This window comes from Microvirga yunnanensis (genome assembly GCF_025460875.1).
Genome location: NZ_JAMXFI010000082.1, coordinates 1 through 12,759, shown reverse-complemented (window position 1 = coordinate 12,759; position 12,759 = coordinate 1). Strand labels below are relative to the sequence as shown.

The 12,759-nt window shown below is 63.5% G+C and carries 16 protein-coding genes; 7 read left to right on the top strand and 9 right to left on the bottom strand.

Annotated features, from left to right (window positions below):
* Positions 1 to 3: 3 nt before the first annotated feature.
* The 9 genes from NF876_RS29565 to NF876_RS29525 all read right to left on the bottom strand — a co-directional run bounded on the left by NF876_RS29565 (position 4) and on the right by NF876_RS29525 (position 7,267).
* On the bottom strand, positions 4 to 357 hold the full coding sequence (locus NF876_RS29565) for a hypothetical protein (protein ID WP_262271869.1): 354 nt from the start codon (positions 355 to 357) through the stop codon (positions 4 to 6).
* A 60-nt stretch (positions 358 to 417) separates the two neighbouring features.
* A complete protein-coding gene (locus NF876_RS29560) occupies positions 418 to 657 on the bottom strand; it encodes a hypothetical protein (RefSeq protein ID WP_262271868.1) in 240 nt (79 codons plus the stop codon).
* Positions 658 to 706: 49 nt separating this feature from the next.
* Positions 707 to 970, bottom strand: a complete 264-nt coding sequence (locus tag NF876_RS29555; RefSeq protein WP_262271867.1) for a TrbG/VirB9 family P-type conjugative transfer protein — start codon at positions 968 to 970, stop codon at positions 707 to 709.
* Positions 967 to 1,251, bottom strand: a complete 285-nt coding sequence (locus tag NF876_RS29550) for a hypothetical protein (protein ID WP_262271866.1) — start codon at positions 1,249 to 1,251, stop codon at positions 967 to 969. The genes NF876_RS29555 and NF876_RS29550 overlap by 4 nt, the downstream gene beginning before the upstream one ends.
* A 509-nt stretch (positions 1,252 to 1,760) precedes the next feature.
* A complete protein-coding gene (locus NF876_RS29545; protein ID WP_262271865.1) occupies positions 1,761 to 2,792 on the bottom strand; it encodes an IS110 family RNA-guided transposase in 1,032 nt (343 codons plus the stop codon).
* 208 nt (positions 2,793 to 3,000) lie between these two features.
* Entirely contained in the window at positions 3,001 to 5,268 is a 2,268-nt protein-coding gene (katG, locus tag NF876_RS29540; protein WP_262271864.1) for a catalase/peroxidase HPI, read from the bottom strand.
* Between the two features lie 433 nt (positions 5,269 to 5,701).
* A complete protein-coding gene (locus tag NF876_RS29535; protein WP_262271863.1) occupies positions 5,702 to 6,520 on the bottom strand; it encodes a universal stress protein in 819 nt (272 codons plus the stop codon).
* A gap of 256 nt (positions 6,521 to 6,776) precedes the next feature.
* On the bottom strand, positions 6,777 to 7,025 hold the full coding sequence (locus NF876_RS29530; protein ID WP_262271862.1) for a hypothetical protein: 249 nt from the start codon (positions 7,023 to 7,025) through the stop codon (positions 6,777 to 6,779).
* A complete protein-coding gene (locus tag NF876_RS29525) occupies positions 7,016 to 7,267 on the bottom strand; it encodes a hypothetical protein (protein WP_262271861.1) in 252 nt (83 codons plus the stop codon). The genes NF876_RS29530 and NF876_RS29525 overlap by 10 nt, the downstream gene beginning before the upstream one ends.
* Positions 7,268 to 7,464: 197 nt before the next feature.
* Here NF876_RS29525 and NF876_RS29520 point away from each other — a divergent pair, with 197 nt between their 5' ends.
* From NF876_RS29520 to NF876_RS29490, 7 genes are all read left to right on the top strand, one after another.
* Entirely contained in the window at positions 7,465 to 7,734 is a 270-nt protein-coding gene (locus NF876_RS29520) for a hypothetical protein (protein ID WP_262271860.1), read from the top strand.
* 218 nt (positions 7,735 to 7,952) lie between these two features.
* Positions 7,953 to 8,195, top strand: a complete 243-nt coding sequence (locus NF876_RS29515; RefSeq protein WP_262271859.1) for a hypothetical protein — start codon at positions 7,953 to 7,955, stop codon at positions 8,193 to 8,195.
* 270 nt (positions 8,196 to 8,465) lie between these two features.
* A complete protein-coding gene (locus NF876_RS29510; RefSeq protein ID WP_262271858.1) occupies positions 8,466 to 9,284 on the top strand; it encodes a SpoIIAA family protein in 819 nt (272 codons plus the stop codon).
* An 80-nt stretch (positions 9,285 to 9,364) separates the two neighbouring features.
* Entirely contained in the window at positions 9,365 to 10,606 is a 1,242-nt protein-coding gene (locus NF876_RS29505) for a cation:proton antiporter (RefSeq protein WP_262271857.1), read from the top strand.
* Between the two features lie 20 nt (positions 10,607 to 10,626).
* On the top strand, positions 10,627 to 10,848 hold the full coding sequence (locus NF876_RS29500) for a nitroreductase family protein (RefSeq protein WP_262271856.1): 222 nt from the start codon (positions 10,627 to 10,629) through the stop codon (positions 10,846 to 10,848).
* A 505-nt stretch (positions 10,849 to 11,353) separates the two neighbouring features.
* Positions 11,354 to 11,677 carry an alpha/beta fold hydrolase gene (locus NF876_RS29495; protein ID WP_262271855.1) on the top strand — a complete coding sequence of 108 codons (324 nt, stop codon included), beginning with the start codon at positions 11,354 to 11,356 and terminating at the stop codon, positions 11,675 to 11,677.
* A gap of 117 nt (positions 11,678 to 11,794) precedes the next feature.
* Complete coding sequence (locus NF876_RS29490) at positions 11,795 to 12,589, top strand: adenylate/guanylate cyclase domain-containing protein (protein WP_262271854.1); 795 nt, start codon at positions 11,795 to 11,797, stop codon at positions 12,587 to 12,589.
* Positions 12,590 to 12,759 lie beyond the last annotated feature (170 nt).

Here is a 12,759-nt window from a genome sequence, read left to right as displayed (position 1 = left end):
CCCTCATTCGCCTCGGCTTTGCCTACTTGCCCGAGCGCGGGGATACTGCTCCGAACGCGTCGAGAGATAGTGCCGATAGACCTCGACGGCGTGCCGGCCGGCCTCGCCCCTGCTCGGCTCGACTCCGCTGGTAGGCCGACCATAGCGCGGACAAGACAGGGCAACCGTCATCGACCACTCCCAATGGCCTGATTGAGGCCCGCCCTCAATCAGGTGAATGTTGCCGATCGTCTCGTCGCCGGTTTCCATGTGGAAGCGCGGGAAGCGCACGTCGGGATCGAAGGCCGTGAAGGCGTTATCGTGCCGCCATGCACTGTCGGGGTAAACGTCAGCGGTTTTCTTCCAGTAAATCGGCATTCCATGAATCTTGTTTGACCGGGGAGCGGAGGTCGTCAGGCATCGGACTGCCTCAGGCGCTCATTTCGCCGGATTGCGATATTTGCCAGTGGGGCGGACCTTGTAGACCTCCCGCACCCGCTGGGCTCCCTCTTCGCGCGCCTTGGTGGCGATCTCCTGTTGCACCTCATCAAGACTGCCGTGCGCCCGACCGCACTGGGCGCAGCGCACCATGCCTGCGGCTTCGATCCTGGGCGGCAGAATGGCTTGCCCATCCCCGCATTTCGGACACGGGTAAGCAAACGTGATGGGTGTCATCATCGCTTAGGCGCCCCTTTCCTCGCTGTGGTCTCAGGATCTAGCCCGGCCCTCAACTGCCTCGGCTCTGCCGAATGTAAGGCAGTGGCCGCCAGCCAACGATGTGCCGGTCGAAGTAGGTGTGGGTGCCGTAGCGAGCACCGAAGACGCGCCAATGGCTCCTCCGGGTGATATCATCAGTTTCCCAGACCCCGACCGTCACCGCATAGGTGGGCGGCGCCTCCGCGTCCTCGATCCAGAGGATGACAGGAGTTCCATCACGCGGCGCTAGCCGGACCGGATACCAGTCGTCTACGATGGCTCGTTCTCGGTTCAAGACTCTACCTCGGCTCGATCCCGGATGAGTTCCACCCTGCTGTGTTCCGTCTCCAGCGCGTGAACGCGGGCCTTGATCCAGCCGCTCATCCTGTCGACGAACTCCATGGCGTAAGCCGCCGAACTCTCATCAGCCTCATAGGTGCGCCGGAACGCCTCCCGCACCTTGGCCACCTCCTCCTGAATGTAGGCCGGGCGTGCTCCCTCGGGCACGGCTGTCGCTCTTTCAGCTATGGTGTTGACGATCCGCTGGATCCGTGTGGCCCGTTGTGTCTTGTCCATCCTTGCCACTCGTCTCGGTCTCGCCAATCCTGCTCGACGCCTCCGGCTTTGCCGAGGGCTCTTCTTCAGTTTTCCAGGATAGGATGTTGGAGGTCGTTGCAGCACAGAGTCTACTGGCGGAAGGCCGCTATCCCTTCCATTCTTAGCCTCTTTTGTTCTTCGCCTTTGGGGCTTTGCCCCGGGCCAAGACGAAGCCACGACGGCCATTCCTTCGAGTGGACCTGGATCTCGTTTAGGTGGTTGAATGGTACTGTCATATCTGGACGTTCCCTGCCGGCAAGGGTTTTGTTGAACGTGAGTGCAAGGGGTCGGGTGCAGTCATATCTACGGCCTATTGGTGCGGCTCCTGTGGCCGCTGGCCCTGATGGAAGTCCGCAGATCAGATCCCCAACAACTTAACGAGCTCGCAGCTCTGACAGTACCTCGGGTTGTCCTGATCCCGGCTCAACCGGTTTGCATCACGCCATCATCACCCTTCCCAAACTGAGAACTTCAACTTGTGGCAGCGCTCAGGCGCTAGCCACCACGGCAGATCGGTGGATCTCGCCTCTGGCCAGCAGTGCCCAGGCGATCCGAGCCGTCTTGTTGGCAAGAGCCACAGAGACCAGTCGGGCTGGTTTTTTGGACAGCAGGCTGTTGATCCAAGCGATGTCCGCCGCGGTCTTCGTCCGAGCGTAGCGAATGACGGCAGTGGCCCCGACCACCAGCAGCGTTCGCAAGTAGCCATCCCCCATCTTGGAGATCCGCCCCAACCGCTCCTTGCCACCGGAGGAGTTCGGCCGCGGTGTCAGCCCCAACCAAGCGGCAAACTCTCGGCCAGAGCGGAAGAGGGATGGATCCGGCACAGTCGCCGCGATGGCCGTGGCGGTGATGAAGCCGACGCTCGGGATGGTCTTGAGCCTGCGGCTCTCTTGGCTTTGCCGGTGCCAGGCCAGGAGTTCAGTTTCGAGCACTCGGATCCGAGACTGCAGGTCGATCAGCTGGTCGACAAGAGGCGCCAGAGCCCGCCGGGCCAGAGGGGGCAGCACGGCATCGGCGCTCTCGTTGGTCAGGAGTTGAATCAACTCGCGGATACGGCTGATCCCTTGGGCGACGATGATGCCGAACTCGGCCAAGTGCCCACGAAGAGCATTGACTAGCATAGTGCGCTGGCGGATCAGCAGAGCCCGCACCCGATGGAGCATGAGGACCCTCTGCTGCTCGGCCGACTTGACCGGCACGAAGCGCATGCTCGGGCGTGTGACCGCCTCGCAGATCGCCTCAGCATCGGCTGCATCGGTCTTCCCGCGCTTCACATAAGCTTTGACGTAGGCCGGCGACATCAGCTTGACCGTATGGCCCAGCCCGGTCAGCTGGCGGGCCCAGTGGTGAGCGGTCGCGCAGGCCTCCATGCCGATCAGGCACGGCGGCACGGATGCGAAGAACGCCAGCACCTCTGCGCGGCGCAGCCTCTTGCGAGCCACGACTTGGCCAGAGCCATCAACCGCGTGCACCTGGGAGATGTGTTTGGCCAGATCCAGGCCGACTGTGGTAATCTGCATGGCGGACGCTCCCTCTCCTTGTGGCCCTCTTCACGACGACCACCCTTTGGCACTTTGATGCCGGTGAGCAGGGAGCGTCCACTCCATCAACTTAACGCTTTTACTTGCTCTCTGCGGTGCTTAGGTCCGGAGCAGGCCACGCATTTTCAGTAGCTTCTAGCCTTGCCCGGGAATTGCTGAAAACAGCAGAAAGCGGCCTTTGCTCGGTTCAGTTGACGGTGCCATGCTGAGAGCCCTCAGGATGTCGAGGTTGCCCGGCCTGCGCAAGCAGGTCGTACCGATCGAGGTTCATGACCTTGTTCCAGGCCGCCACGAAATCGCGCATGAACTTCTCCTTCGCGTCGTCGCTTGCGTAGACCTCGGCCAACGCGCGGAGCTGGGAGTGGGCGCCGAAGACGAGGTCGGCCGCCGTTGCGGTCCACCTGACCTTGCCCGTCGCACGATCGGTTCCTTCGTAGACGTTCTCGGCCGATGCCGCCGGCCTCCACGCGGTGCCGGTGTCGAGCAGGTTGACGAAGAAGTCGTTGGTCAGCGTTCCAGGCCGGTCGGTGAAGACGCCGTGCTGCGACGCCCCATGGGTCGCGCCCAGGGCACGCAGGCCGCCGACGAGGACCGTCATCTGCGGCGCGGTCAGCTTCAACAGGTTGGCGCGATCGAGCAACCGGGTCTCCGGCGACAGTGGGTCCTGCGCCCGCAGATAGTTGCGGAACCCATCGCCGACCGGCTCGAGCACCGCGAAGGTGTCCACGTCGGTCTGCTCCTGGGAGGCGTCCGTGCGACCGGGCGCGAACGGGACGGTCACGGTGTGCCCGGCCTTCTGGGCCGCCTCCTCGACGGCGGCGCATCCGCCCAGAACGATCAAATCGGCCAGAGAGACCTTCTTTCTGTCTGACTGCGACTGGTTGAAATCCTGCTGGATCCTCTCGAGAGCTTTCAGCACGGCAGACAGCCGGGCCGGCTCGTTGGCCTCCCAGTCCTTCTGCGGTGCGAGGCGGATCCGGGCTCCGTTGGCACCGCCGCGCTTGTCGGTGCCGCGGAAGCTGGCCGCCGCGTTCCAGGCGGTCGAAACGAGGTCCGGGATGGACAGGCCCGCGTCGAGGATCGTGCGCTTGAGGGCAGCAACATCTTGCTCCCCCACCAGCTCGTGATCGACCGTCGGGACCGGGTCCTGCCACAGCTGCGGCTCCGGCACCCACGGCCCGAGGTAGCGCGCCCGGGGCCCCATGTCGCGGTGGAGCAGCTTGAACCACGCGCGGGCGAACGCGTCGGCGAGCTGGTCCGGATGCTCGTGGAAGCGTTTCGCGATCGGGGCGTAGATCGGATCCACCTTCAACGAAAGGTCCGTTGTCAACATCATCGGCGCGTGGCGCTTGCTCGGGTCATGCGCATCCGGCACGGTGCCTTGGGCCTCGGGGTTCTTCGGCTTCCACTGCTTGGCGCCGGCGGGGCTCTCAGTCAGCTCCCACTCGTACGTGAAGAGGTTCTCGAGGAAACCGTTGTCCCACTGCGTTGGGTTGTTGGCCCAGGCGCCCTCGAGGCCGCTCGTGATGGTGTGAGGGCCCTTGCCGGTTCCGTACTTGTTCTTCCAGCCGAGGCCCTGGTCCTCGAGACCGGCGCCCTCCGGCTCCGGACCGACGTTCCCCACAGCGGGAGCGGCGCCATGCGTCTTGCCGAACGTGTGGCCGCCGACGATGAGCGCAACCGTCTCCTCGTCGTTCATCGCCATGCGCGAGAACGTCTCGCGGATGTCCCGGGCGGCGGCCTTCGGATCGGGATTGCCCCCGGGCCCCTCGGGATTCACGTAGATGAGGCCCATCTGCACGGCACCGAGATGATCGTGCAGCTCGCGGTTGCCACTGTAGCGCTCGTCGCCGAGCCAGGTGTCTTCAGGGCCCCAGAAGATGTCCTCGGGCTCCCAGACGTCGGGCCGGCCGAAGCCGAAGCCGAACGTCTTGAACCCCATCGACTCCATGGCCACGTTGCCGGCCAGGACCAGCAGGTCGGCCCACGAGATCTTTTGGCCGTACTTCTTCTTGAGCGGCCAGAGCAGCCGGCGCGCCTTGTCGAGATTCGCGTTGTCGGGCCAGCTGTTCAGGGGAGCGAAGCGTTGCTGGCCTTCGCCGCCGCCGCCGCGCCCGTCGGCGATGCGGTATGTGCCGGCGGCATGCCACGTCATGCGGATGAAGAGCGGCCCGTAGTGGCCGTAGTCCGCCGGCCACCAGTCCTGCGACTGCGTCATCAGCGCGACGAGATCCCGCTTCAGCGCCTCGACGTCGAGGGACTTGAACTCCTCCGCGTAGTCGAAGTCCTGCTGCATCGGATTCGACAGGTGGGAGTGGTGGTGGAGTACCGAGAGGTCGAGCTGGTTCGGCCACCAGTCCTTGTTCGTCCTCGGCCGGGTGGTCTTGGGAGTCGGAGAGGGGATGACGGGGTTCTCGCTCTCGCTGACGCTTCGGGTGTGTTCCTTGTCGGGCATGCGACCTTCTCCTCTCGGCTACGGCTGGCGGTCTCTGACCAATCTCATTGGCATCGACGATCTCAGGCAATTCTGGCGAAAGTCGCTTGAGCCGTCCAACGACTAATCTTCGTGACAATCTGTGACGGATGCCGGGAGCCTAAGCCGCGGATCGGCACCATCAAAGCCGCGATGAAAAAGGAAACCGGGACACTCGGCGTAGCGGTGCGTGGCTCGTCCACCGCGCCGAGGTTAGGGCCACCGACCCTCGTTCAACCCATCGGAGCCAGCGGCGGGGATGTTACTCCATAGCCCAGGCGCAGCCAGCGCCTCCGCTCCCCAAGGGCAGCGCGCTGCCACCGCATGATCACTATCCTCAATCCAAAGGATGACGGGCGTGCCGTCTCGGCCAAACAAGTCTGGAACGCGGCAGGGGCGATTCCGAAAAGTAAGCTCAATGGGCCATCAGCACCGGCACCGTCAGGGTTTGAAGGATCCTGCGGGTCGTGCCGCCGAGCACGATCTCCCGCAGCCGCGAATGACCATAGCCGCCCATCACGATCAGATCAGCCTCCACATCGACGGCATGGGCCAAGAGCGTGCTGGCCACACTCCCCCGGTCGGCTACCAGGCTTGTCATCTGAGCCTCGATGTCGTGCCGAGCCAGATGACGCACCAGGTGACTGCTGTGCCGGGTTCGGTCGCGGCCGTGGGCGCCGACGGTTACAACTTCGACCCACTCGGACGTAGCCAGCAGAGGCAGGGCATCGGCAACAGCGCGGGCAGCGGGGCGTCCCTCGTCCCATGCGATGAGGATTCTTTTAAGCTGTGCGGGTCGTTGGGGGGAGGGAACGATCAACACCGGACGCCCTGATCCGAACAGAACCGCTTCGATGAGGTCGGTGGTCTCTGTACCCGCAGGATCAGGCTGCTGGAGCACGGTGGCGTCGAAATACCGGGCCAGACGGCTGATCTCAGTGCCCACATCGCCTGTGGAGAGGTCAAGCATCACCGTCTCGACCGCCATGCCCATCTGCTTTGCTCTCTCCGAGCAGGCCTCCAGAGAGGCTCGTGCCGTGGTCTCCACATCCTCCCGCATGTGCTGCAGGAGATCACTCGGCATTTCCGAGCGGATGAAAGCGGGCAGGCTGGGAGCAGCTCCGGACGAGGTGACCGTCACGGTCGCCCCGTTGGTCCGAGCAAGCTCGAGGGTATAGCGCTCGCCGGCTTCCGTGTCTTGGCCAACCACGAGCAGCAGGTCTTTGAGGGGCATGTCCGCCTCCTCTCAGCAAGGTGCGGGATGGCACTCCGGGTGGCACCAGCTCGCATCCAATGATAGCACAGCCAAGGGCTCCGTTCTCGTATTCCGGGGATTTTGGTCAAGCCCTTTGAGCGGCCTTTCCGTCAGTTCGGCTGATGTCACCTGTCGGGTCATGGTTCTCTCCGCGGTCGGCAGACACCGCCGCATGATGGGGTCGGAAGCCTCAGCCTCGCCATGTTGCATACGCGGTCAATCTGCTCCCTGAGGGTCAGGTTTCAGGCCGCAACGGTGCCGGTGGCGGAGGGTGCGAAGGGGCTCTGCTCCGCCAGGGCGTCAGCCGTGGCAGCCAGCGGCGCACATCGGCGGCATAGGCCTCGTACTGCGCCCCGTAGGTGCTGCGCAAGGTCGGTTCCTCGTAGACGAGCACGAAGAGGTGGGTGATGCCGCCAAACGCCAGGGCGTAGATCAGCAGCGGCAGGCAGCCGAGCAGCAGCCCCTGGCCAGCGATCAGCGCCATAAGGCGAGATAGATCGGATTGCGCACGTAGCGGTAGGCGCCCGAGACCACCAGCGTCGCCGTTGGGTAGATCGGTGCCGGCGTGCCGCGGCCCCGCCATGCGAAGCGGGCAAAGGAATCGAGCAGATTGTCACCTCGACGGGACCGCAGACCAAGGCACGTCGCGCGATGAGTGACAGCTTCAGAATGGCAATGGCTCCTCACGGCAGCTCGCGCACCGAAGCTGTCGACCGACTCGGTCAACAGGGCTCTGTAGACGCAAGCTGCAGGAAGGTGAGGATGTGTGAGGCCAACTTAGCTCGAGAGGATCTGGAGCACCGCGGCTGTCAGATCCGATAGAGCCAGAGCGGCCTTGATCATGGTGCCGGATCATCATGCCCCAATCGCCAAGGCCGATGAGTGGATTGAGCTTCAGCCGCGGCCTCTGATAAGAGCTTTCCATGACCTACAGCCTGATCCAACTCGCGCCCGGCGCCTATGATCTCTTCCTGAATGGTGAGCTCATGGGGAGCGTCGTCCGCACCGGCACGGGCAGCAAGAATACCTCCTGGACAGCGGAGCTGCTTGAGGATCTGCCCCGGGGCAAGCGCCCGGCGCCTTTCGTTGAAATCGAGCATACCTTCCCGAGCTTGGAGGTGCTGTCTCACTGGCTGGGCTATCCCGCGGTAAAGAGCAATTTCGGAGGCCACGCGGCAGCGGGAAGCCCCTGAAATTGCACCGTTCAGGAGCCGGTTCCGAAGCACGACGGCGAGGGGGCAAGATTACCCGTGCGGCCTCGCACATCTCGGGGCCGCCGCTTATGGCTAAGATGGCAACTTGCTGACGAGGAGATCGGGGCTACAGCTGCCGGGCTCATGTCGCGTACACTCAAACCGGTCCCTCAGTCATAATGTCCCCTGATGGTCTTCTTCCTTGCGGGGAGGTCAGCATGGCACCTCAAGGCCAGCCGCTGCATGCGCGGATCTTTGCTCAAGCCTTGGTCATCAGTTGCGGGTGTCTGGCGACTTGCGCCAGCCAAGCGATGGAGCGGCCGCCGCTCTCGGCCGCTTGTCGCGCCTGGGACAGCCACATCGCTGAGTTGATCAGTCAGCACAGACTGGTTCATGAGCTGGACGATGACCAGAATCACGAAATCACCCGACTCTTCTACCAAGCCGAGAGCGCCTGCTAGGCGCGGCGCTTCGAGGAGGGACTAGCCATCTACGGGGCCATTCCCATTGGGCCGGTCGCGAGCCGCCTTCTTCGTTAGATCGGCCACCACCGTTCCATACTGCGGCTTACGCGAAATTGCTGGGCACGTTTACGTGCGAAGCCGGCGGGCGCGAAAACGCCCCAGCCAAAGGGTGTCCTACTAGGCTCTGTTGCATTAGCTTTGGGAGACACAATCTGTAGCGCCTTTGTTCCGATCAAATGCTACTACATCCTGTGGCTTGACAGGTTAATGCAACAGAGCCTCCGGGAGGGTGCTGCCGTGCTGGAAATTCTGCCTGCCCCCGAACACGTGGTCGCCATGTGCGTGAGCGGGCGCGTCGAGAAAGAGGACATCGAGCGCGGCATCACCGCGGTCGACGAAGCCCTGGCCCGTCAGGACCGTATTGCACTCTATGCGGAGGTCGCCATGTCGGGCATGACGCCGGGCGCCTTCGCCCTTGATCTCGGCTATGGGCTTCGCCATCTGGGCGAGTTGCATCGCTTCGCCCGCATGGCGGTGATGACCAACCAGGAGTGGGTGCGCCGGATTATCCAGGTGCAAGGTCGCATCCTGCCCCAGATCGAAATCCGTACCTTCGCCGAGAGCGAGCGGGACGAGGCCCTCGTCTGGGTGGCGCAGCCCATCCCAGCCGTTGAGCCAGAGGGTGCGACCGCATCGCCTTCGGTCCACCTCATCGAGACGACCAAACCCGACGTAATCGCATTCGAGGTCAAGGGGCGCATCCGTCGGCACGACATGCACCAGCTGGTCATGGTCTTTGAGCAGGCTCTGGATTCCCATGAGCGGCTACGTGTCCTTCTGCGGGTGGCGGACTTCGACGGCGTCACGCTTGAGGCTCTGCGCGAGGAGGGGCTGGCTTCCGTCAAGATGCGCGGCTGGCGGCAGGTCGAGCGCTATGCCTTGGTGGGCGGTCCCGCCTGGTTGGCGACCGTGACCGGATGGGTCGCGCCCCTGGTGCGTCTCCAAACCCGCCATTTCGATCTTGCCCGGGAGGACGAGGCTTGGCGCTGGCTGGAGACCCAGCCCCGGACGGCAGGCTCCGCGTGAGGCGACGGCGACAGGGCGGGGCAGCCTAAACAAGTTGGCCTGCTGGGCATTGTCCTTCGGTTGTCCTTGCGAGTTCCCCCGTGCCCACTACTTTCGATCTCATTGCCGTTCTGCTCGTCCTCACCGCCGTGTTCGGCTGGTTCAACCACGTCATCATCCGCCTGCTGCACACGATCGGCCTGCTCGTCATGGCCCTCGGAGCCTCGCTCATTCTGATCGGCATCGAGGTCGCTCTGCCCGACGTCGCCCTGTATGAGAACCTGGCCGTCATGCTCCAGCGGATCGACTTCCGGGAGACGGTTCTCAACGGCATGCTGGCCTTCCTGCTATTCGCCGGAGCCCTGCATGTCGATCTGGCCATCCTCAGGAAGAGGGCCTGGACGGTCGGGCTGATTGCCACGCTTGGCGTCGTGATCTCCACGGCCGTGGTCGGGGTCGGACTCTGGTGGCTGTCCAGCGTGCTGGGAGTTCCCATCCCGTTGCCGTGGGCTCTGGTATTCGGCGCTCTTATCAGCCCGACCGATCCGGTAGCGGTGCTCAGTACCGTCAAGACCATCGACGTGCCCAAGGCGCTCGAGGTCGACATGGCCGGCGAGTCCCTGTTCAACGACGGCGTGGGCGTGGTGGTCTTCACGGTGCTGCTGGCGCTGGCGTCTGGAGCGGGAGGCGAGGGCGGCATCCTGCATGTCGCCGAGTTGTTCTTCATCGAGGCTTTGGGCGGGGCGGCGCTTGGGTGGGGGACTGGCTATCTTGCCTATCGCGCCATGCGCCGGATTGACGACTACCCGATGGAGACGTTGATCTCGCTAGCGTTGGCAACCGGAACCTATGCGCTCGCAGCCAGGCTCCACATGAGCGGACCGATCGCGGTGGTGGTGGCCGGGATCCTGATCGGCAACCGCGGTCCGGTGGATGCAATGAGCGATCTCACCCAGAAGTACGTGTTCGGCTTCTGGACGCTGGTGGACGAGATCCTCAACTCGGTCCTGTTCCTGCTGATCGGGCTCGAGGTGCTGGTGCTGCGGTTCGACCCGTCCTTTGCCGGGCTGGCGGCGGCCAGCATTCCCCTCGTGCTGCTGGGCCGCTTCCTCGCGGTCGGTATCCCGGTGCTCGTGCTGCAGGCACGGCAGGAGTTCGTCCGCGGCACAATCCCAGTGCTGACCTGGGGTGGGCTGCGGGGCGGCATCTCGATCGCGCTCGCCCTGTCGCTGTCCGAGGTGGCCGAGAAGCCTGCTTTGTTGGCGGCAACCTATGCTGTCGTCGTATTCACAATCGTGGTTCAGGGTCTTAGCCTGCGCGCCATGGTGGAACGGGTAACCTAAAGCCCGCCCTGAGGGTAGCAGTGACACAATCGGTTCTTGAGCCTCTGAGCACGTACCGCTCGTATCCGTCTGAGGAGATGATCGCCCGGGCGCGGGCCTTCTACGAGGACATCAGGCGCCGACGGACGGTGCGGGACTTCTCCGACCAACCGCTGCCGCGGGAGGTGATCGAGTATGCTCTCCTGGCCGCCGGCACGGCGCCGTCCGGCGCAAACCTGCAGCCCTGGCACTTCCGCCTATGATCGGGTGGATCCTTCGAGCTTTGGTCATCGGTGGGACAGCTATTCTAAGTAAAGGGAGCTGGCACTTGTCGGAAGTAGATCGAGGGTCTGCTCTCGCGAGGTGCAGCGGACGTTTCCAGAGGACAGGAATCCTCAGTGTGTGACCGGTCCCGGAACTCCCTGACGACAAAGCCGCATTGATTCCGGGCCCTAAATCGGACGTTCTTCCGTGGTATAAAGCTTCTCAGGGCGAAATTGACGATCGCGTCATTCGCGCCGCCATGTCTTCGCTCGCGGAATAATCGATCCTGGCGATGCGGCGCCCCCTCCCGGGACCAAGGCCTCGCCTGGCGCGCCAACGTTAACGCCACCTGACCACCGTGGAGTTCACCCTCGGGTTGTCTGGCGGCGCATGGGGGAGGTTCAATTGGCTCCTCGCACGAAGTGTGCCCGGAGCGGCGACGTAGCGATTGCCTATTAGGTGACGGGCCAAGGGCCTCTCGATCTGGTCTGGGCCCCCGGGACCATGTCGCACCTCGATCTCGATTGGGAGATGCCGCTTCGCGCGATGTTCCTCGATAAGCTCAGTCAGTTCTGCCGCGTCATCAAGTTCGACAAGCGCGGCACGGGCCTCTCCGACAGGCCGATCCGGATGGCCACGCTTGAGGAACGCGCCGACGACATCCGAGCCGTGATGGATGTCGAGAAGATCGAACAGGCCAGTCTCCTTGGTCTCTCCGAGGGCGGCTCCATGGCCTGCATGTTTACAGCCGTGAACCCAGACCGGGTGAGATCACTCATGGTCTGGGGAACACAAGCGCGCTGGAGCTCCGCACCCGACTACCCCTGAGGCCTGACATGGGATCAGTACGAGGAGTTTCTTCCCCTGATCCGCGAGGATTGGGCCTCGGAGTACTATATCCGCGGACCCGGCGCCGGGTTGGGATCCGACGTGGATCAGGCCTCGGTGGAGGCAGTTGCCAGGTACATGCAGGCGGCCGCCAGTCCCTCTGCCGTTGAAGCTTACGAACGGATGAACCGTGACATCGATATCCGAGCCATCCTCCCGGCGATCTCGGTTCCGACCTTGGTCATGAACCGGACGGGCGATCCTGTGGCCCACGTAGATGCCGCAAGAGATCTGGCTGCGCGTATCCCGAACGCTCAGTTCATGGAGTATCCCGGCAACACTCATCCCTTGTTCACCAAAGACATGGACATGGTTCTGGCGGATATTCAGATGTTCCTCACCGGGGAGAGACCGGCAGAGGGATCAGACCGAAGACTCGCAGCGATCCTTTTCATCGACGTGGTGTCTTCGACAGAACAACTCGCACGGGGCGGTGACGCCGCTTGGCGAAACTCGTTGGTCGCCTATTACAAGCTTGTGCGCAAGGAGATCAGCAGGTTTCAGGGGCAAGAGTTCACCGTAGCCGGAGACGGCTTCCTTGCGTCGTTCGATGGGCCGGCACGCGCCGTGAAGTGCGCCCTCGCGATCTCCTCAACCGTAAAGCAACTCGGCATCGACGTTCGGGTAGGGGTTCACGTCGGCGAGTGTGCCATCGTGGATGACAACCTCACTGGGATCGCGGTTCACACGGGAGCAAGGATCATGACCTTCGCAGATGCTGGGACCGTATGGGTGTCGCAGACCCTGAAGGACTTGGTGTCTGGTTCGGGCCTTCAGTTCTGGGATCAGGGCCTGCACACGCTCAAAGGAGTTCCCGGCGAGCACCGGCTTTTCATGGCGGGACTGGAGTAGCGCACGGACTCCGACCGACCAGGATACGCGGTCGGGCATAAATGGCTGCTTTTGTTAAGGCTTGTTGGATGCCTGCCGCGGCGGAACGGAACCGCGGCACGAGCGGCAGGCGTTCGACAAGCCTCAAAGGAGGAAACCGCGGAGCACCGTGCTGACGCTGCGGATGTTAT